This window comes from Janibacter limosus NBRC 16128 (assembly GCF_001570985.1).
GTDB classification, from domain to species: domain Bacteria; phylum Actinomycetota; class Actinomycetes; order Actinomycetales; family Dermatophilaceae; genus Janibacter; species Janibacter limosus.
This window is the reverse complement of sequence record NZ_BCSS01000007.1, coordinates 1-19,185: the sequence shown is the minus strand read 5'-3', so window position 1 is coordinate 19,185 and position 19,185 is coordinate 1. Positions and strand designations below refer to the sequence as shown.

At 70.1% G+C, this 19,185-nt stretch carries 13 protein-coding genes and 1 pseudogene; 8 read left to right on the top strand and 6 right to left on the bottom strand.

Annotated features, from left to right (window positions below; translation table 11 throughout):
• Positions 1-20: 20 nt before the first annotated feature.
• Genes JLI01S_RS03760 through JLI01S_RS03730 form a run of 7 tightly spaced genes read left to right on the top strand, consistent with a single transcriptional unit; the run spans position 21 to position 8,759 of the window.
• Complete coding sequence (locus JLI01S_RS03760) at positions 21-785, top strand: TIGR03084 family metal-binding protein (protein ID WP_068260194.1); 765 nt, start codon at positions 21-23, stop codon at positions 783-785.
• Complete coding sequence (locus JLI01S_RS03755) at positions 782-2,554, top strand: acyclic terpene utilization AtuA family protein (protein ID WP_068260192.1); 1,773 nt, start codon at positions 782-784, stop codon at positions 2,552-2,554. The genes JLI01S_RS03760 and JLI01S_RS03755 overlap by 4 nt, the downstream gene beginning before the upstream one ends.
• Positions 2,551-3,720, top strand: a complete 1,170-nt coding sequence (locus tag JLI01S_RS03750) for an acyl-CoA dehydrogenase family protein (protein ID WP_068260189.1) — start codon at positions 2,551-2,553, stop codon at positions 3,718-3,720. Before JLI01S_RS03755 ends, JLI01S_RS03750 begins: the two co-directional genes overlap by 4 nt.
• Positions 3,717-5,315: an acyl-CoA carboxylase subunit beta gene (locus JLI01S_RS03745; RefSeq protein ID WP_068260184.1), complete on the top strand. Its 1,599-nt coding sequence runs from the start codon at positions 3,717-3,719 to the stop codon at positions 5,313-5,315. Before JLI01S_RS03750 ends, JLI01S_RS03745 begins: the two co-directional genes overlap by 4 nt.
• Before the next feature lie 8 nt (positions 5,316-5,323).
• Positions 5,324-7,363 (top strand): ATP-binding protein, encoded by a 2,040-nt coding sequence (locus JLI01S_RS03740; RefSeq protein ID WP_068260181.1) that lies wholly within the window; start codon positions 5,324-5,326, stop codon positions 7,361-7,363.
• Positions 7,360-8,148: an enoyl-CoA hydratase family protein gene (locus JLI01S_RS03735; protein WP_068260178.1), complete on the top strand. Its 789-nt coding sequence runs from the start codon at positions 7,360-7,362 to the stop codon at positions 8,146-8,148. Before JLI01S_RS03740 ends, JLI01S_RS03735 begins: the two co-directional genes overlap by 4 nt.
• On the top strand, positions 8,148-8,759 hold the full coding sequence (locus tag JLI01S_RS03730) for a TetR/AcrR family transcriptional regulator (protein ID WP_068260463.1): 612 nt from the start codon (positions 8,148-8,150) through the stop codon (positions 8,757-8,759). Before JLI01S_RS03735 ends, JLI01S_RS03730 begins: the two co-directional genes overlap by 1 nt.
• Before the next feature lie 73 nt (positions 8,760-8,832).
• On the opposite strand, the gene JLI01S_RS03725 is transcribed toward JLI01S_RS03730, so the two are convergent.
• Together JLI01S_RS03725 and dnaE are read right to left on the bottom strand one after the other, a co-directional pair.
• Positions 8,833-10,980: a S9 family peptidase gene (locus JLI01S_RS03725; protein WP_068260173.1), complete on the bottom strand. Its 2,148-nt coding sequence runs from the start codon at positions 10,978-10,980 to the stop codon at positions 8,833-8,835.
• Positions 10,977-14,579, bottom strand: coding sequence for a DNA polymerase III subunit alpha (dnaE, locus tag JLI01S_RS03720; RefSeq protein WP_068260171.1), 3,603 nt, complete (start codon positions 14,577-14,579; stop codon positions 10,977-10,979). The genes JLI01S_RS03725 and dnaE overlap by 4 nt, the downstream gene beginning before the upstream one ends.
• Positions 14,580-14,751: 172 nt before the next feature.
• Here dnaE and JLI01S_RS03715 point away from each other — a divergent pair, with 172 nt between their 5' ends.
• Complete coding sequence (locus JLI01S_RS03715; RefSeq protein WP_245634517.1) at positions 14,752-16,284, top strand: AMP-binding protein; 1,533 nt, start codon at positions 14,752-14,754, stop codon at positions 16,282-16,284.
• Between the two features lie 63 nt (positions 16,285-16,347).
• Here JLI01S_RS03715 and JLI01S_RS03710 read toward each other — a convergent pair whose 3' ends face one another.
• The 4 genes and pseudogenes from JLI01S_RS03710 to JLI01S_RS17100 form a co-directional block, all read right to left on the bottom strand.
• Positions 16,348-17,283 (bottom strand): RluA family pseudouridine synthase, encoded by a 936-nt coding sequence (locus JLI01S_RS03710; RefSeq protein WP_068260165.1) that lies wholly within the window; start codon positions 17,281-17,283, stop codon positions 16,348-16,350.
• The gene (gene lspA, locus JLI01S_RS03705; RefSeq protein ID WP_245634516.1) at positions 17,276-17,857 is read right to left on the bottom strand and encodes a signal peptidase II; all 582 of its coding nucleotides are present in this window, start codon (positions 17,855-17,857) and stop codon (positions 17,276-17,278) included. The genes JLI01S_RS03710 and lspA overlap by 8 nt, the downstream gene beginning before the upstream one ends.
• Positions 17,830-18,423, bottom strand: coding sequence for a TraR/DksA family transcriptional regulator (locus JLI01S_RS03700; protein ID WP_068260156.1), 594 nt, complete (start codon positions 18,421-18,423; stop codon positions 17,830-17,832). The genes lspA and JLI01S_RS03700 overlap by 28 nt, the downstream gene beginning before the upstream one ends.
• A gap of 193 nt (positions 18,424-18,616) precedes the next feature.
• A pseudogene (locus tag JLI01S_RS17100) lies at positions 18,617-19,185 on the bottom strand (DivIVA domain-containing protein); the annotation flags it as partial.

Sequence of the window (19,185 nt, the reverse complement as noted above, 5' to 3'; positions counted from 1 at the left end):
CTTCGTGCCAGTCTCGCCGCATGAGCGACACCGTGGCCGCCTTCCTCGACGAGTGCACCGATCTCGATGCGCTCGTCGCCCCCCTCGACGCGAGCGACTGGTCCCGGCCCACGCCCGCACAGGGGTGGACCATCGCGCATCAGATCGCGCACCTGACGTGGACCGACGAGGTCGCACACCTCGCCACGACCGACCCCGACGGCTTCGCCGCGGAGATCGAGGCCGCCCTGCGCAATGTCACCGGGCACGTCGACGAGCAGGCGGCGAAGGGGGCAGCGGCTCCCCCGGCCGAGCTGCTCACCCGGTGGCGCACCGGCCGCGAGCGCCTGGCCGAGGCCCTGCGCGCCGTCCCCGAGGGGACCAAGCTGCCGTGGTTCGGACCACCGATGAGCGCCCGCTCGATGTCCACCGCCCGGCTGATGGAGACCTGGGCGCACGGCCAGGACGTCGCCGACGCCCTGGCGGTACGGCGCGAGCCGACGCCACGGCTGCGCGACATCTGCCACCTCGGGGTGCGCACCCGCGACTTCGCCTACCTGATCAACGACCTCACGCCCCCGCCCGCCCCCTTCCGGATCGAGCTCACCGCACCGGACGGTGACCTGTGGACGTGGGGCGAAGGGGGTGGCGCCGACAGCGTGTCCGGGAGCGCGGAGGACTTCTGCCTCGTCGTCACGCAGCGCCGCGTGCTCGCCGACACCGACCTCGTCGCGACGGGCGAGGCCGAGCACTGGCTGAGCTTCGCGCAGGCCTTCGCCGGGCCGCCCCCGAAGGCCGTGCGATGAGCAGCGCAGTGAGCAGCTCAGCGCGCAGCGCGAGCGAGGTGCTGCGCGTCGGCAACTGCTCCGGCTTCTACGGCGACCGGCTCTCCGCGATGCGCGAGATGCTCGAGGGCGGCGAGCTGGACGTCCTCACCGGCGACTGGCTGGCCGAGCTGACGATGCTCATCCTCGCCAGGGACCGGATGAAGGACGCGAGCACCGGGTACGCCAAGACCTTCCTGCGCCAGCTGCAGGACTGTCTCGGCCTTGCCCTCGACCGGGGCGTGACGATCGTCGCCAACGCCGGCGGGGTCAACACGGCCGGCCTCGTCACCGCGATCCGCGAGCTGGCCACCGAGCAGGGCCTGTCCCCCACGGTGGCACACGTCCGCGGCGACGACCTCGGGCCGCGAGCGGCCGACCTCGGCCTGGGCGCGCCCTTGGGCGCCCACGCCTACCTCGGCGGCTTCGGCATCGCCCGCGCCGTCGCCTCCGGCGCCGACATCGTCGTCACCGGTCGCGTCACCGACGCCTCGGTCATCGTCGGGCCGGCCATCGCCCACTTCGGGTGGGGACGCGAGGACCACGACGCGCTCGCGGGCGCGACGGCTGCCGGCCACGTCATCGAGTGCGGGACGCAGGCGACCGGCGGAAACTACGCCTTCTTCACCGAGGTGAGCGACCTGGTTCACCCGGGCTTCCCGATCGCCGAGATCTTTCCTGACGGGTCGAGCGTCATCACCAAGCACCCCGGCACCACGGGCACCGTCACAGTCGACACCGTCGTCAGCCAGCTGCTCTACGAGGTGCAGGACGCGCGCTACCCCGGCCCGGACGTCACCACGCGACTGGACTCGATCTCCCTTCGGCAGGACGGCCCGGACCGGGTCGCGATGACCGGGGCCCGGGGCGAGGCCCCGCCGCCGGACCTCAAGGTGTCGCTGACCTCCCTCGGTGGTTTCCGCAACGAGATGACGATGGTGCTCACCGGGCTGGACATCGAGGCCAAGGCGCAGCTCGTGCGGCGCCAGTTCGAGCACGCCCTGACCACTTCGCCCGACGAGCTGACGTGGACGCTCGCCCGGACCGACCACGAGGACCCGGCCACCCAGCAGCAGGGTGCCGCGATGCTCACTGTCGTCGCCCGCGACGCCGACCCCACGGTCGTCGGTCGTCCCTTCTCCAACGCGGCCATCGAGATCGCGCTCGGTTCCTACCCGGGCTTCCACACCACCGCGCCCCCGTCGGCGGCGACGCCCTACGGCGTCTTCACCGCCGGCCATGTGCCACAGGGGATCCCGCAGCACGAGGTGGTCCTCGACGACGGGAGGGTCGAGTCCATCCCGGCGCCGACGACGACGCGCGCGCTCGAGCCGCTGACGGACCCCCCTTCGGCTCAGCCCCAGACCAGGCCCCAGGTCCAGGCCCCAACCGCGGCGACCGTCCGGGCCCCCCTCGGCACCATCGCCGGGGGCCGCTCGGGCGACAAGGGCGGCAATGCCAATGTCGGGGTCTGGGTGCGCGAGGACACCGGGGACGCCGGGTGGCAGTGGCTTCGTGCACTGCTCACCCCTGAGCGCGTCCGCCAGCTGCTCCCCGAGACTGCCGACCTGCCGGTGACCGTGACCGCGCTGCCCAACCTGCGCGCCATCAACGTCGTCATCGAGGGCCTCCTCGGTGAGGGCGTCGCCTACAACGCCCGCTTCGACCCGCAGGCCAAGGGGCTGGCGGAGTGGCTGCGCGCCCGGCACGTCGACATCCCCGAGTCCCTGGTCCCCGTGGAGGAGCGATGAGTCACCGCGAGTGGCAGTCCGACGAGATGCGGGCGCTGCGCGACACGACGACGCAGCTCGTCCGTCGTGAGGTCCTGCCGCACCAGGACGAGTGGGAGCGCGTGGGCCGGATCCCGCGCGAGCTGCACCGCACCGCCGGGGACCTCGGTCTCATCGGTGTCGGGTTCCCCGAGACCGCAGGCGGCGGCGGCGCCGGCCAGCGGGCCTCCGTCACCGTCACCGAGGCCTTCCACGAGGCCGGCGGGGCCGGCGGCGTCTACGCCTCCCTCTTCACCGCCGGCATCGCCTGCCCGCACATCGTCACGGCCAGCGACCAGGCGCAGATCGACCGGTGGGTCGCTCCGACCCTGGCCGGCGAGATGATCGGCGCCCTGGGCATCACCGAGCCCGGTGGCGGATCCGATGTCGGCCACCTGCGCACGACCGCGCGGCGTGAGGGTGACGAGTACGTCATCAACGGCGCCAAGACCTACATCACCTCGGGCGTGCGGGCCGACTTCGTCACGACCGCGGTGCGCACCGGCGGCGCCGACAACCCCGGCGCCCGCGGCCTGTCGCTCATCGTCGTCCCGACCGACACCCCCGGCTTCCAGGTGACCCGCGAGCTCGACACGATGGGCTGGCGCTCCTCCGACACCGCGGAGCTGTCCTACACCGACGTGCGGGTCCCGGCGGACCACCTCATCGGCCCGGAGAACGCCGGCTTCCTGCTCATCGGCAGCGCCTTCCTCACCGAGCGGATCGCGATCGCCGCGCAGGCCTACTCGCAGGCGCAGCGCTGCCTCGACCTGGCGACGCAGTGGTGCCGCGACCGGGAGACCTTCGGCGAGCCGCTCATCGCCCGGCAGACCGTGCAGTCGACGCTCGTCGAGATGACCTCGCGCATCGACGTCGCCCGCACCTACACGCGCGCTCTCGTCGACCGCTTCGAGGACGGCGAGCCGCTCACGGACCTCATCCCGGCTGTCTGCTTCGCCAAGAACACCGCGACGCAGGCCGGCGAATGGGTCGCTCACCAGGCAGTCCAGCTCTTCGGCGGGATGGGCTACATGGCCGAGTGCGAGGTGGAGCGGCAGTACCGCGACATGCGCATCCTCGGCATCGGCGGGGGCACCGTCGAGATCCTGGGCCAGATGGCCGCACGACGATTGGGACTGGTGGCATGACGATCCTCAGCAGCACGCTGGACCTGACCTCCCCGGAGGCGCAGGCGGCCGCGACGGCGATGCGCGAGCAGCTCGCGGAGATCGACGTCGAGGTGGCCAAGGCCGTCGCCGGTGGTGGTGACAAGTACATGGCCCGGCACCACGGCCGCGGCAAGCTCGCCGCCCGCGAACGCATCGAGCTCCTCCTCGACCTGGAGTCCCCCTTCCTCGAGCTGGCGACCCTCGCCGGCTACGGCTCGGACTTCACGATCGGCGGCTCGGTCGTCGCCGGCATCGGCCTGGTCTCCGGCGTGGAGTGCCTCGTCGTCGCCAACGACCCGACGGTCAAGGGCGGCGCGAGCAACCCGTGGTCGCTGAAGAAGTCGCTGCGCATGCACGAGATCGCGCTGGCCAACCGGCTGCCGGTGATCTCCCTCGTCGAGTCCGGCGGGGCCGACCTGCCGACGCAGAAGGACATCTTCATCCCCGGCGGCGCGATCTTCCGCAATCTCACGCGCCTGTCCAAGGAGGGCATCCCGACGATCGCGCTGGTCTTCGGCAACTCCACCGCCGGCGGCGCCTACCTGCCGGGCATGAGCGACCACGTCGTGATGATCGAGGAGCAGTCCAAGGTTTTCCTCGCCGGTCCCCCGCTCGTCAAGGCGGCCACCGGTGAGGAGTCCGACGAGGAGTCCCTGGGCGGCGCCGACATGCACGCCCGCGTCTCGGGGCTCGCCGACCACTTCGCCCGCGACGAGCAGGACGCGATCCGGATCGGCCGCGACATCGTCTCCCGGTTGAACCACCGCAAGGCGGCCGGTCCCGCGACGGCCGAGCCGAAGCCGCCGCGCTACCCGGCCGGGGACCTGCTGAGCATCGTCCCGCCGGACCTGAAGTCCCCCTTCGACCCGCGTGAGGTCATCGCCCGGATCGTCGACGACAGCGACTTCGACGAGTTCAAGCCGCTCTACGGCTCGTCCCTGGTCACCGGGTGGGCGCAGCTGCACGGCTTCCCCGTCGGGATCCTCGCCAATGCCCGGGGCGTGCTCTTCAGCGAGGAGTCGCAAAAGGCGACCCAGTTCATCCAGCTGGCCAACCGCAGCAACACCCCGCTGCTCTTCCTGCACAACACCACCGGCTACATGGTCGGCAAGGAGTACGAGCAGGGCGGCATCATCAAGCACGGCGCGATGATGATCAACGCGGTGTCCAACTCGACGGTCCCCCACATCTCGGTGCTGCTCGGCAACTCCTACGGCGCCGGGCACTACGGGATGTGCGGCCGTGCCTACGACCCCCGGTTCGTCTTCACCTGGCCCTCCGCGCGCTCCTCCGTCATGGGCGCCCAGCAGCTGGCCGATGTCGCCTACTCGGTGTCCAAGGCCTCCGCCCTCGCCCAGGACAAGCCCTTCGACGAGGAGGGCGCCCAGGCGATGCGTGCCTTCATCGAGGGCAAGATCACCGCCGAGGCGCTGCCGATGGTCCTCTCCGGTCTCGTCTACGACGACGGGATCATCGACCCCCGCGACACCCGGGACGTTCTCGGGATCGCCCTGTCCGCCATCCACACCGCACCGGTCGAGGGGACGTCGTCCTTCGGCGTCTTCCGGATGTGAGGAGCAGCATGAGCCAGCAGAGCCGCACCACCCCGATCCGCTCCATCCTCGTGGCCAACCGCGGCGAGATCGCCCGACGCGTCTTCGCGACCTGCCGTGCGCGGGGTATCGCCACGATCGCCGTCTTCTCCGACGCGGACGCCGACAGCCCGCACGTGCGCGAGGCCGATGCCGCCGTCCGCCTGCCCGGCAGTGCACCGACCGACACCTACCTGCGCGGTGACCTCGTCATCGGGGCCGCCCAGCGCGCCGGTGCCGACGCGATCCACCCCGGCTACGGCTTCCTGTCGGAGAGCGCCGACTTCGCCGAGCAGGTCATCGCCGCGGGCCTGACGTGGATCGGCCCCGACCCCGAGGCCATCCGTGTCATGGGCAGCAAGGTCGAGTCCAAGCAGCGCATGGCCGACGCCGGGGTCCCGGTCCTGCAGCGTCTCGCTCCCGAGGAGGTCGCGCAGGAGCACCTGCCGGTGCTCGTCAAGGCCTCGGCCGGTGGTGGTGGCCGCGGCATGCGCGTCGTGCGCACTCTCGCCGAGGTCGACGAGGCCGTGGCCTCGGCCTCCCGCGAAGCGGCTTCCGCCTTCGGCGACCCGACGGTCTTCGTCGAGCGCTACCTCGAGGGCGGGCACCACGTCGAGGTGCAGGTCATGGCCGATGCGCACGGCACCGTGTGGACGCTCGGCGAGCGCGAGTGCTCGCTGCAGCGTCGACACCAGAAGGTCATCGAGGAGGCCCCCTCCCCCCTCGTCGAGCAGGTCGGTCCGCAGATGCGCCAGAGCCTGCTGCGCGCCGGTCGCGACGCGGCCATGTCGGTCGGCTACCGCGGCGCCGGCACCGTCGAGTTCCTCGCGCTGCCGGACGGGTCCTTCTTCTTCCTCGAGATGAACACCCGCCTCCAGGTCGAGCACCCGGTCACCGAGTCCGTCACCGGCACCGACCTCGTCGGTCTGCAGATCGACATGGCCGAAGGGAGGTCCCTCCCCGAGCAGGAGCCGGTCACCCGGGGATGGTCGATCGAGGCACGCCTGTACGCGGAGGACCCGAACGACGACTGGCGCCCGCAGACGGGCACGATCGCCGCGATCGAGGTCCCCGGTGTGGCGACGCGCTTCGAGGTCGCGTCGGAGCACGGCGTGCGGCTGGACTCCGGTGTCGAGACCGGCTCGGTCGTCGGCACCCACTACGACGCGATGCTCGCCAAGGTGATCGCCCGCGCCCCTACCCGTGAGGAGGCGGCTCGCGAGCTCGCAGCGGCATTGCGGCACAGCCGGATCCACGGCATCACGACCAACCGCGACCTGCTCGTCGCGAGCCTGACCAACGAGGAGTTCCTCTCGGGCACCGCAGACACCGGCTTCTACGAGCGCCACGACCCCACGACGCTGACGCAGGACGCCGCCCTCTCCCCCGACCTGGCCGCGCTCGTCGCCGCCGTCGCGGACGGGGCCCGGCAGGTGGCGCGTCGCCGCTTCGTGGGTGCGGTGAGCAGCGGGTACCGCAATGTGCCCTCGACCTTCCAGCGGCGCACCTTCGCCCACGGCGAGGAGGAGGTCCCCGTCGGCCACCGGGTCGGGCGCGACGGGCTCCAGCTGGAGTCGCTCCCTTCGTCCGTCGGTGAGGTCTCGCTCGTCGAGGCGAGCGCGCAGGACGTCGTCCTCGACCTCGACGGCGTGCGGCGCCGCTTCGCCGTGGCGTGGCTCGCCGGTGACGAGGAGTCGGTCGTCGTCGACTCGGCGCTCGGGTCGCGGACGCTGCGGCTGCTGCCGCGGTACGTGGACCCGGCCGCGCAGGCGCCGGCCGGTGCGCTCGTCGCCCCCATGCCGGGCACGATCACCTCCGTCCACGTCGCCGTCGGCGATGTCGTCGAGGCGGGTGCGCCGATGCTCACGCTCGAAGCGATGAAGATGGAGCACACGGTGACGGCTCCCGCGGCCGGTACCGTCACCCAGGTGACAGCCACGGTCGGCCAGCAGGTCGACCAGGGCGTCACGCTCGCCGTCGTCAGTGACGACGAGGGCTTCGACAGCGACGAGAGGAATGACGCAGGATGAGCGCGCCGCAAGGACCCCGGGTCACGACGGACAACGCCGCTGGCGTCCTGACGATCACCCTGGACTCGCCCCACAACCGCAACGCACTCTCGGACCAGCTCGTCAGCGAGGTGCTCGAGGGGCTCGGGAGGGCCGAGGCGGACGACGGCGTGCGCTGCGTGGTGCTCACCCACACGGGCAACACCTTCTGCGCCGGGGCCGACCTGTCCGAGGCCAGCAGCACCACGGCCGACGACCCGGCTCTGGAGCGGGCCAACCAGCTCGTCGGCCTGCTGCGGGCGATCGTGGGGCTGCCCAAGCCGGTCGTCGGCCGGATCGACGGGCACGTCCGCGCCGGCGGCATGGGTCTGGTCGGCGCGTGCGACATCGTCGTCGCGAGCGAGGCGTCGACCTATGCCCTCACCGAGTCGCGCCTGGGGCTCGCCGCGTCGGTGATCTCGCTGACGGTCCTGCCACGACTGGACCCGCGCGCCGCGTCGCGATGGTTCCTCACCGGCTCAAGGTTCGACGTCGTCGAGGCCGCCCGCATGGGTCTGGTCACGCAGGCCGTGGCCGGCACCGACGAGCTCGACGCCGCGGTCGCCCAGCTCACCGGCGAGTTCGGGTCGTGCTCGCCCCAGGGGTTGCGCGAGTCCAAGGCACTGGTCACCCATGAGGTCCTCGCGTACATCGACACGCACCGCGAGCGGGTCGCCGCGCAGTCCTCGCGGCTCTTCGTCAGCGAGGAGGCGCGCGAAGGCATGACGTCCTTCATGCAGAAGCGCGCCCCGCGGTGGGCCAGCTGATGACCTCCGCACGGACGGTCAACGAGCCCAAGCAGGACCGCAGTCGGGTCACCCGGCAGCGGCTCCTCGAGGCGACCGTCCACTGCCTCGCCGAGCGAGGCTGGGCCGACTCCACGGTGGCGGTCATCGCTGCCGAGGCCGGGATCAGTCGGGGCGCTCTGCAGCACCACTTCCCCACGCGGGAGGCGCTCGTCGTCGCGGCGCTGGAGTACGTCTTCGAGGAGCGGCGACGGCAGGTCGAGGCGCTGCCGCCGCCCACGACGACCGGTGCCGCGCGCGTGCAGAGCGTGGTCGCCACCCTCATGGAGACCTACAACGGCGAGCTCTTCCGAGCGGCTCTGCACGCGTGGACCGCGGCCGCGGCCGACGATCAGATGCGCGAGGTCATCGCGCCGCTGGAGCGGCGGTTCGCGCGGTCGGTGCATGACCTGGCGGTCACCCACCTGGGTGTCGACGACAGCGACCCGCACGTGCGCACCCTCATCCAGGCCACCCTCGACCTCGGCCGCGGCCTGGCCTTGGCCGACCTGCTCACCGACGACTCCAAGCGCCGTCGTCGCATCGTGCGCACGTGGTCGACGGTGCTGGCCACGGAGCTCGACGGCGACTGAGCCACCAGGTCAGCCCGCACCTCAGCCCTGCACCTCGGCCCCGCAGGTCAGTCCCGGAGACCAGCCCCGCTGGTCACCCGACCGGCTGGGTCGCGCCGAGGCGGTCGAGGACCCAGGCCCACTCCCACGCGGTCTGCTCCCAGGCGTCGTAACGGCCCGAACGGCCACCGTGCCCGGCGCTCATCTCCGTGCGCAGCAGGATCGGGCGCTCGGCATCGTGCGAGGTCACCTCGCGCAGCCGGGCCACCCACTTGGCCGGCTCGGTGAAGTAGACCCGGGTGTCGTGCAGCGAGGTCGTCGCGAGGATCGCGGGGTACTCCACGGGCGCGATGTTTTCGTAGGGGCTGTATCCACGCATGTAGGCATAGACCTGCGGGTCCTCCAGCGGGTTGCCCCACTCCTCCCACTCGCCCACCGTCAGCGGCAGGTCGGGCCGCAGGATCGTGGTCAGCGCGTCGACGAAGGGCACCGCGGCGAGCACGGCCGCGAAGCGGTCGGGCGCGAGGTTGGTCGCCGCGCCGACGAGCAGACCGCCGGCGGACCCCCCTTCGGCAGCGAGGCGGTCACGGGCCACCCAGCCGGTCTCGTGGAGGTGCTCGGCCGCCGCGACGAAGTCGGTGAAGGTGTTGCGCTTGGCCAGCATCTTGCCGTCGTCGTACCAGTGCCGACCGAGCTCACCGCCACCGCGCACGTGCGCCACGGCGTAGACCAGCCCTCGGTCGAGCAGCGACAGCCGCGCGATCGAGAAGTACGGGTCGAAGCTCATCTCGTAGCTGCCGTAGCCGTACAGCAGTCCGGGGTTGGTGCCGTCGGCAACGGTGCCGCGGCGCATGACGAGCGACACCGGGACCTGCGTGCCATCGGGCGCGGTCGCCCAGGTGCGCTGCTGCTCGTAGTCACTCAGCTCGACGCCGCCGAGCACGGGCTGGCGTTTGAGGACGGTGCGCTCCCCCGTCGCGACGACGACGTCGAGGACGGAGCGCGGCGCCACCCACGACTCGTGGATGACGCGGATGCGGTCGGCGTCAGGATCCGAGACCGGACCGAGGGCCACGCTGTGCAGCTCGTCGTCGAAGCCCACGACGGTCGGCGAGCCGTAGTCAGACCCGACGAAGGGGGCCGAGCGCGCGACCCGCGGCAGGATCCGCAGCGCAGGGAGCCCGTCAGCGCGGAGTGACAGGACCGCGAAGTCGTCGAAGGCGTCGATCCCGACGAAGCGCTCGCCCTCGGCGCGCTCGAGCAAGGGCTGCCACTGCTTGTGGCTGGTGGCGTCGAGAGGTGCCCACGCGAGGTCTCCCTCGGGCTGTCGCTCGTTGTGCACGATGAGGAGGTGGTCGTCGGCGGGCTCGACGTCGTAGTCGATGCCATCACGCCGGGGGGCGACGCAGCGCATCGGACCCGTGGGGTCGTGGGCGTCGATGAGGTGGACCTCGGAGGTGGTCTTGCTGCCGAGGCCGAGCATGATCCATCGCTCGTCGCGGCTGGCGCCCAGGCCCATCCAAAAACGCTCGTCGTCCTCCCGGTGCACGAGGGTGTCGGCCTCGCGGGCGGTGCCGACCTCGTGGCGCCACACCTCGTGCGGGCGCCACGCGTCGTCGACGGTGATGTGGAAGAGGTGGCGGGCGTCGTGGGAAAAAGCGAGCCCGTAGCCGGCGCCGGTCACGGCCTGGTCGAGGACCTCGCGGGTGGCGATGTCCATGACGACGACGTCGAAGCGTTCGTCACCGGTCACGTCGACCGCATAGGCCATCCGGGAGTGGTCGGCGCTGATCTCGAAACCGCCGAGGGAGAAGAACTCATGTCCCTGCGCGAGCTCGTTGCCGTCGAGGAGCACCTGCTCCCCCGGCAACGGCTGGGTGGGGTCGAGCTCGGGAACGGCGGCGCGGTCGGTGAGCGGCGCACGGCACTGGATCGCGTACTGGCTGCCCTCGACGGTGCGGGCGTAGTACCACCACTCCCCGGCGGCGACGGGCACGCTCAGGTCGGTCTCGAGGGTGCGCTCCTTGATCTCGTCGAAGAGCCGCTGGCGAAGGGGGGCCAGGTGCGCCGTGGTGCCCTCGGCGTAGACATTTTCGGCGTCGAGGTGCGCGATGACCTCGGGAGCCTCGCCGTCACGCAGCCACTCGTAGGGGTCGGCGACGTCCTCGCCGTGGTGGGTGCGCGTCCACGGCTGCTGCGCGGCGACGGGAGGTGTGGGGCGCTGCCCCGGTGCTGTACTCATGCTGACACCGCCCGTGCTCCGAGGATGACCTTGAGGTCGCCGATCAGCGCCTCGGTGGGTTCGACCCGATAGCTCGCGTCGACGGACATCGTCACCGAGCGGCCGGGCTGGACGAGCTTGATCTGCACGTCGGTGCTGCCGGGGTGCTGCGCGAGCACCTGCTTGACCTCTTCGATGCGCCCGGTCGTGGCCCGGGCGTAGTCGAGGGTGAGCACGACGGGCCCGCGGGGACCGTCGGTGATCTCGGGGATCGTCAGGTCCTCCGCGTAGAGCGAGACGGTGTCGTCGCGGGCATTGACCCGACCCCGCACGACCGCGACGATGTCCTGGGTGAGCATCGTCTGCACCGTCAGATAGGTCTTGGGGAAGAAGAGGCACTCGATCGCACCCTCGAGGTCCTCGACGGTCGCGATGGCCCAGAGGTCGCCCTTCTTGGTGCGCTTGATGCTCAGGCCGGTGACGAGGCCGGCGACCGTGACATGGCTGCCCTCCTTGACCCCGGAGTCGGGCTGGGTCAGCGCCGCGATCGAGGTGTCGGCGGCGCGCTGCAGCACGTGCTCGACGCCGAAGAGCGGGTGGTCGGAGACGTAGAGGCCGAGCATCTCGCGCTCATTGGTCAGCTTGGTCTGCTTGCTCCACTCGACGTCGGGGATCGGCCGCAGGCCCATCCCCTCGATGCCGCCACCGGGCGCCTCGGCCTCGTCGTCGCCGCCACCGAACATGTCCCACAGCGAGTCCTGGCCGATGGCCTCCTGGCGCTTGACCCCGACGAAGGCGTCGACGTACTCCTCGTGGACCATGACCAGCCCCTGGCGCGGGTGGCCGAGGTCGTCGAAGGCGCCGCCCATGATGAGCGACTCGATGGTGCGCTTGTTGCACACCGGCGCGGGGCACTTGGCGAGGAAGTCGTCGAAGGAGGTGAAGTCCCCCTTGTCCTCGCGGGCCGACACGATCCCGTCGACGACATTGCGGCCGACATTGCGGATCGCGTGCAGGCCGAAGCGGATGTCGCTACCCACGGCGGCGAAGGTCCCGACCGACTCGTTGACCGAGGGGGGCAGCACCTTGATGCCCATGCGACGGCACTCGTTGAGGTAGAGCGCCGACTTGTCCTTGTCGTCACCGACCGAGGTCAGCAGGGCCGCCATGTACTCGGCCGGGTAGTTGGCCTTGAGGTAAGCCGTCCAGTACGAGACGAGACCGTAGGCAGCGGTGTGCGCCTTGTTGAAGGCGTAGTCGGAGAAGGGCACGAGGACGCCCCACAGCGCGGCGATGGAGGCCTCGTTGAAGCCCTGCGCCTTCATGCCCTCGGAGAAGGGGACGTACTCCTTGTCGAGGACCTCCTTCTTCTTCTTGCCCATGGCACGACGCAGCAGGTCGGCGTTGCCGAGGGTGTACCCGGCGAGCTTCTGCGCGATCTCCATGACCTGCTCCTGGTAGATCACCAGGCCGTGGGTCGTCTTGAGGATCGGGTCGAGGGCATCGACCATCTCCTGCTGGAGCTTGCCCTTCAGCTGCGGGTCGAGCGGGATGACCTCCTGGCGGCCATTTTTGCGCAGCGCGAAGTTGGTGTGCGCGTTGACACCCATCGGGCCGGGTCGGTAGAGCGCGAGGGCTGCGGAGATGTCCTCGAAGTTGTCCGGCTGCATCAGCCGCAGCAGGGTGCGCATGCCGCCACCGTCGAGCTGGAAGACGCCGAGCGTGTCACCGCGCGAGAGCAGGCGGTAGGTCGCCTTGTCGGTCATGTCCTTGCTGAGCGCGTCGAGGTCGATGTCCTCGCCGCGGTTGGCCTTGATGTTGATCAGGGCGTCGTCGAGGATCGTCAGGTTGCGCAGACCCAGGAAGTCCATCTTGACCAGGCCGAGCGTCTCGCACGTCGGGTAGTCGAACTGCGTGAGGACCTGCCCGTCCTGGAGGCGGCGCATGATCGGGATGACGTCGATGAGCGGCTCGCTGCTCATGATGACGCCGGCGGCGTGGACGCCCCACTGACGCTTGAGCCCCTCGAGGCCCTTGGCCAGGTCGACGACCTCACCCAGGTGCTTCTCGGACTCGACGAGCTCGCGGAACTCCTGCCCCTCGCCGTAGCGGTCGTGCTCCTTGTCCCACATCTTGGCCAGGGGCACGCCCTTGCCCATGACATCGGCGGGCATCGCCTTGGTCAGCTGCTCGCCGACGTTGAAGGGGTGGCCCATGACGCGTGCGGCGTCCTTGACGGACTGCTTGGCCTTGATCGTGCCGTAGGTGGCGATCATCGCGACCCGGTCGTCGCCGTACTTGTCGGAGACATAGCGGATGACCTCAGAGCGTCGGCGCTCGTCGAAGTCGACGTCGAAGTCAGGCATCGACTTGCGCTCGGGGTTGAGGAAGCGCTCGAAGATCAGGCCGTGCGGCACGGGATCGAGGTCGGTGATGCCCATGGCGTAGGCGCACATGGAACCGGCACCGGAGCCACGGCCCGGACCGACGCGGATGCCGTTGTCCTTGGCCCAGTTGATGAAGTCGGCGACGACGAGGAAGTAACCGGGGTAGCCCTTGCCGACGATGACGTCGATCTCGTAGTCGGCTTGCTTTTGCGCGTACTCCGGGATGCCGTCGGGGAAGCGGCGGCCGAGTCCCGTCTGGATCTCCTTGATGAACCAGGACTGCTCCGACTCCCCCGGCGGGCACTCGAAGCGCGGCATGTACCGCCCTTCGCCCTCGACGAAGGAGACCTCGCACATGTCCGCCACGAGGAGCGTGTTGTCGCACGCGTCCGGCAGCTCGCGCCACAGGTGACGCATCTCGGCCGGCGACTTGAGGTAGTAGCCCTCGCCGTCGAAGGAAAAACGGTCCGGGTCGTGCAGCTTGGACCCGGAGTTGATGCACAGCAGCGCGTCCTGGGCGATCGCGTCGCCCTGGGCCACGTAGTGCAGGTCATTGGTCGCCAGGAGCGGCAGCTGCAGGTCCTTGGCCAGGCGCATGAGGTCCTCGCGCACCCGGCGCTCGATCTCGTTGCCGTGGTCCATCAGCTCGAGGAAGTAGTGCTCCTTGCCGAAGATGTCGCGGAACTCCGAGGCCGCCTCGATGGCCTTGTCGTACTGCCCGAGGCGCAGCCGGGTCTGGATCTCGCCCGAGGGACAGCCCGTGGTCGCGACGAGCCCGTCGCCGTACTGGGAGAGCAGCTCGCGGTCCAGGCGGGGCCACTTGGCGAAGACGGAGTCGAGGGAGGCGCGCGAGCCCATCTTGAAGAGGTTGTGCATGCCGGTGTTGTTGCGGGCCAGCAGCGTCATGTGGGTGTACGCGCCACCACCGGAGATGTCATCACGCGGGTTGGTGCGCTCATCGCCCCACTTGACGCGGGTCTTGTCGGTGCGGTGCGTGCCGGGCGCGACATAGGCCTCGAGCCCGATGATCGGCTTGACGTCGTAGGACTGCGCCGTCTTCCAGAACTCGTGCGCCCCGAAGAGATAGCCGTGGTCGGTCATCGCGATCGCCGGCATGCCCATCTCCTGGGCGGTCGAGAACATGTCCTTGATCCGCGCAGCCCCATCGAGCATGGAGTACTCGGTGTGGTTGTGCAGGTGGACGAAGTTTTCGGAACGCGGCAGCTCGGACATCGACCCGAGTCTAGATCGACCCTGCGACAACCCAGCACGCCGTCGGTCGCCCCGTGGCCACCACTCGGCGCGTCGCGATGGAATGCCTGCTTCCCGCGGGGTCGACGGGGGTCTACCGTCGGGAATGACACCGCTGTCTACACCCACGGAGGGCCCCGGGATGTTCGTCCCCATGACCGTCAACGACTTCATCGACCGCGCTGCGGCCGTCTACGGAGAGCGCGTCGCCGTCGTCGACGAGCCGGACCAGCCGGCCCCGCCGCTGCAGGACGTCACCTATGCCCGCATGCGCCAGCTCGCCACCGCCCAGGCCGCGCACCTTGACTCGCTGGGCATCCAGGTCGGCGACCGGGTCGCGGTCGTCTCGCACAACTCGGCCCGCCTGCTCACGAGCTTTTTCGGTGTCTCCGGCTCCGGTCGTGTCCTGGTGCCCATCAACTTCCGCCTCGCGCCCGAGGAGGTCAAGTTCATCGTCGAGCACTCGGGTGCCCGCGTGCTCTACATCGACCCCGAGCTGACTTCTCTCATCGACGAGGTCTCGGCCGAGCACACCTTCGTCATCGGCGAGGACGAGCACCTCTTCGGGGGGATCGACCCCGCGACGGCCCAGCCCCGGCCGTGGGAGGCCGACGAGTCGGCCATCGCGACGATCAACTACACCTCGGGCACGACGGCTCGCCCCAAGGGTGTGCAGATCACCCACCGCAACATCTGGACCAACGCCGTCACCTTTGGTCTGCACGCGGGCATCAGCGACCGTGACGTCTACCTGCACACGCTGCCGATGTTCCACGCCAACGGCTGGGGCATGCCCTTCGCCATGACCGGCGTGGGCGCCCAGCACGTCGTCATCCGCAAGATCGACGGCGCCGAGATTCTGCGCCGCGTGCAGCAGCACGGCGTGACGGTCATGTGCGCGGCCCCGGCCGTGGTCAACTCCGTGCTGGCAGCGGCGGCCGAGTGGGAGGGCGAGATCCCCGGTCGGGACAGGGTCCGCATCATCGTCGCCGGCGCGCCGCCGCCCACGCAGACCATCGCCCGCGTCGAGGAGGAGCTGGGCTGGGAGTTCATCCAGATCTACGGGCTCACCGAGACCTCTCCCCTGCTGACGATCAACCGCACCCGCGCCGAGTGGGACGACCTGTCGCCGCAGGACCGTGCCGCCAAGCTCGTGCGCGCCGGCTCCCCCGCCATCGGCTGCACGATGACGGTCGACGAGGAGAGCGGCGAGGTCCTCGCCCGCAGCAATGTGGTCATGGAGGGCTACTGGGAGCTGCCCGAGGAGACCGAGCGCACCTTCGACGGCGGCTGGTTCCACACCGGCGACGGCGGCACGATCACCGACGACGGCTACGTGACCATCAGTGACCGCAAGAAGGACGTCATCATCACCGGCGGCGAAAATGTCTCGTCGGTCGAGGTCGAGGACGTCCTCTTCTCCCACCCGGACGTCACCGAGGTCGCCGTCATCGGCATCCCGCACGACAAGTGGGGCGAGACGATCATGGCCCTCGTGGTCGTCAGCGAGGGCTCCACGGCCACCGAGGCCGACCTCATCGCCTGGTGCAAGTCCAAGGCGGCCGGCTACAAGGCCCCGACCTCCATCGAGTTCCGCGAGGAGCTGGCCCGCACGGCCACCGGCAAGCTGCAGAAGTTCAAGCTGCGCGCCCCCTACTGGGAGGGGCGCAAGCGCCAGGTCAACTGACCGACCACAGCGCGAAGGGGGAGCCTCCCGGGCAACGGGAGGCTCCCCCTACGCCGTGAGCCATCAGGACATGTCGGCGAGGCGGTCCAGGGCGAGCTGCAGGTCGTCCGGGTAGGTGCTCTCGAAGTGCACGTAGTCCCCGGTGCCGGGGTGGACGAAGCCCAGCCCCTTGGCGTGCAGCCACTGCCGTTCCAGCCCGAGCTTCTTGCCCAGGGTGGGGTCGGCGCCGTAGGTCGGGTCGCCGACGCAGGGGTGGCGCAGTGCGGCCATGTGCACCCTGATCTGGTGGGTGCGACCGGTCTCGAGGGTGACCTCGAGCAGCGAGGCGTGACGGAAGGCCTCGAGGAGCTCGTAGTGCGTGATCGCGTGCTTGCCGGAGTCCATGACGGCGAACTTGTAGTCGCCGCTCGGGTGGCGCCCGATGGGGGCGTCGATCGTGCCGACGTGCGGGTCGGGCAGGCCCTGGACGAGTGCGTGGTAGGTCTTGTCGACCGTGCGCTCCTTGAAGGCGCGCTTGAGCACGGAGTAACCGTGCTCGCTCTTGCACACGACCATCAGCCCAGAGGTGCCGACGTCCAGGCGCGAGACGATGCCCTGCCGCTCGCTCGCCCCGCTCGTGGAGATCCGGTAGCCGGCCGCGGCCAGGCCACCGAGGACGTCGGGACCCGACCAGCCGACGCTGGGGTGCGCCGCGACACCGACGGGCTTGTCGACGACCACGATGTCGTCGTCGTCGTGGATGATCCGCATGCCGGGGACCGGCTCGGCGACGACCGCCACGGTCGGGCCCTCGTCGACCGACGGCAGGGTGATCTCCACCTGCGAGCCGGCCATGACGCGTGCGGACTTGGCGACGTGGGCGCCGTCGACCAAGATCTTGCCCTCTGCCGCCATCTCTGCGGCGCGGGTGCGCGAGAGGCCGAAGAGGCGGGCCACCGCGGCGTCCACGCGTTCGCCCTCGAGTCCGTCGGGGACGAGGACATTGCGGGTCTCACTCATCGGTCTGCTCCTTGGCGTGCTGGGGTCGGGAGCCGTCCAGGCCCTGGTTGGTGAAGACCAACCAGATGAGCATGGCCGCTCCCGCGACGATGGCGATGTCGGCGATGTTGCCGACGAAGAGACCGCCATAGTCGATGAAGTCCACGACATGCCCCCGCAACGGGCCCGGCGGGCGGAAGAACCGGTCGTACAGGTTGCCCAGGGAGCCGCCGAGGAGCATGCCCAGGGCCAGCCCCCAGTGGGTCGAGGCGACGCGTCGCGAGGCCCACAGGATCGCCAGCGTGACGCACACGGCGACGAGGGTCATCACCCAGGTCATCGAGTCACCGATGGAGAAGGCGGCTCCGGAGTTGTGGATCAGGCGAAGGGAGAGCAGCTCACCGATGAGCGGCCGGCTGCGACCGTCGCCGAGCTCGGCGAGCGCCCAGACCTTGGATGCCTGATCCAGCGCCAGGGCGAGGATCGCGGCGAGGACGTACCGACGAAGCACCCCGGGGCGGGCATTCGCCGCCGGGGTGCCGTCATCGTCTGGGGTGCGTGGGGCGCTCAGCGCCGCTCCTGTCGACTCTTGCATGTCATGCACAGGGTCGCACGAGGATAGGCCTGCAGTCGAAGCTTGCCGATCGGGTTGCCACAGGACTCGCAGATCCCGTAGGTGCCGTCCTCGAGTCGGTCGAGCGCGTGCTGGTTCTGCTCCAGGCCCGTCCGGGCTCCGGCGACGAGGTTCAGCTCGTGCTCGCGCTCGAAGGACTTGGCGCCCGCGTCGGCCTGGTCATCGCCCGCTCCGTCGATCGGTTCCTTGAGGAACTCGCTCAGATCGGTCTCGGCTGTGGTGATCTCGGTGGTCAGCCGCTCGATCTCCGACTCGAGCTCGGCCCGGACCTCCTTGAGCTCCTTGGCCGTCCACGGGCTCTCGTCCTCGCGGACGACGAGTCGCGTGGTCGAGGACGTCTTCGCAGGAGCCTTCTTCGCCGGGGTCTTCTTGGCAGGAGCCTTCTTCTCAGCCGGAGCCTTCGTGTCGGCCGGAGCCCTTTTCGCGGCAGCCTTCTTCGCCGGTGCGTCGGTGACCTTCTTCGCTGTCGCCCGCACAGCGCCCTTCGCGGGCTTCACGCCCGCCTTGGCCGTCTTGTTCGCCGCCATGACCGTCCTCAGTTCGGTGGGTCCGCACCCTGCACGGACCAGAGTCACCGAAGAGTACGACGTTTTGGCGCAGATGTCGGTAGGAGCGGGCCACATTTACCGCGTGGCCATCCCAGGGGACCTGCACTGCACGAAGCGGCGGCCTCCCGCTGTCGGGAAGCCGCCGCTTGGTGGGGTCGTGCCGTGCTCGTGATCAGCTCTTGGAGCTGGTCTGCGGAGCAACCGAGGTGGAGCCCTCGATCCCCTTGAGCTGCGAGGCGATGAAGTCCTTGAGCTTGCGACGGTAATCGCGCTCGTAGGTCGTCAGCTCCGCGATCTGGGTCTCGAGCTTCGACTTCTGCGCGTTGAGGTCGTCGAGGATCTTCTTGCGCTGGGTCTCGGCCTCGCTGACCATCGTCGTGCTCTTGGCCTGGGCGTCGGAGATCAGCTTGTCGCGCTGGGTCGTGCCCTCGCCGACGAACTGGTCGCGCTTGCCCTGACCGGTCTTGACGAAGTCGTCGTGCTTGGCCTGACCCGTGGACAGCAGCTCGTCGTGCTTGCCCTGACCGGCCTTGACGAGCTCGTCGTGCTTGCGCTGGGCCTCGGCGATGAGCTTGTCCCGCTGGCCCTGGCCCTCAGCGACGTGCTCGTCGTGGAGGCGCTGGGCCAGAGCGATCAGGCCCGACGCTCCCGCGCCACCGCCGGCAGCAGCGGCCATCTGGCCGGCACCGCTGTCGTTGGCAGGCGCAGCGACCGGCGCGGCGGCTGCGGCCGGCTGCGCGG

Coding starts and splice junctions, on each gene's coding strand:
- dnaE (WP_068260171.1), bottom strand. CDS start 14,579: ATGTCCGAGCTGCCGCGTTCCGAAAACTTCGTCCACCTGCACAACCAC.
- JLI01S_RS03750 (WP_068260189.1), top strand. CDS start 2,551: ATGAGTCACCGCGAGTGGCAGTCCGACGAGATGCGGGCGCTGCGCGAC.
- JLI01S_RS03730 (WP_068260463.1), top strand. CDS start 8,148: ATGACCTCCGCACGGACGGTCAACGAGCCCAAGCAGGACCGCAGTCGG.
- JLI01S_RS03700 (WP_068260156.1), bottom strand. CDS start 18,423: ATGGCGGCGAACAAGACGGCCAAGGCGGGCGTGAAGCCCGCGAAGGGC.
- JLI01S_RS03715 (WP_245634517.1), top strand. CDS start 14,752: ATGACCGTCAACGACTTCATCGACCGCGCTGCGGCCGTCTACGGAGAG.
- JLI01S_RS03735 (WP_068260178.1), top strand. CDS start 7,360: ATGAGCGCGCCGCAAGGACCCCGGGTCACGACGGACAACGCCGCTGGC.
- JLI01S_RS03710 (WP_068260165.1), bottom strand. CDS start 17,283: ATGAGTGAGACCCGCAATGTCCTCGTCCCCGACGGACTCGAGGGCGAA.
- JLI01S_RS03755 (WP_068260192.1), top strand. CDS start 782: ATGAGCAGCGCAGTGAGCAGCTCAGCGCGCAGCGCGAGCGAGGTGCTG.
- JLI01S_RS03740 (WP_068260181.1), top strand. CDS start 5,324: ATGAGCCAGCAGAGCCGCACCACCCCGATCCGCTCCATCCTCGTGGCC.
- JLI01S_RS03725 (WP_068260173.1), bottom strand. CDS start 10,980: ATGAGTACAGCACCGGGGCAGCGCCCCACACCTCCCGTCGCCGCGCAG.
- JLI01S_RS03745 (WP_068260184.1), top strand. CDS start 3,717: ATGACGATCCTCAGCAGCACGCTGGACCTGACCTCCCCGGAGGCGCAG.
- JLI01S_RS03760 (WP_068260194.1), top strand. CDS start 21: ATGAGCGACACCGTGGCCGCCTTCCTCGACGAGTGCACCGATCTCGAT.
- lspA (WP_245634516.1), bottom strand. CDS start 17,857: ATGCAAGAGTCGACAGGAGCGGCGCTGAGCGCCCCACGCACCCCAGAC.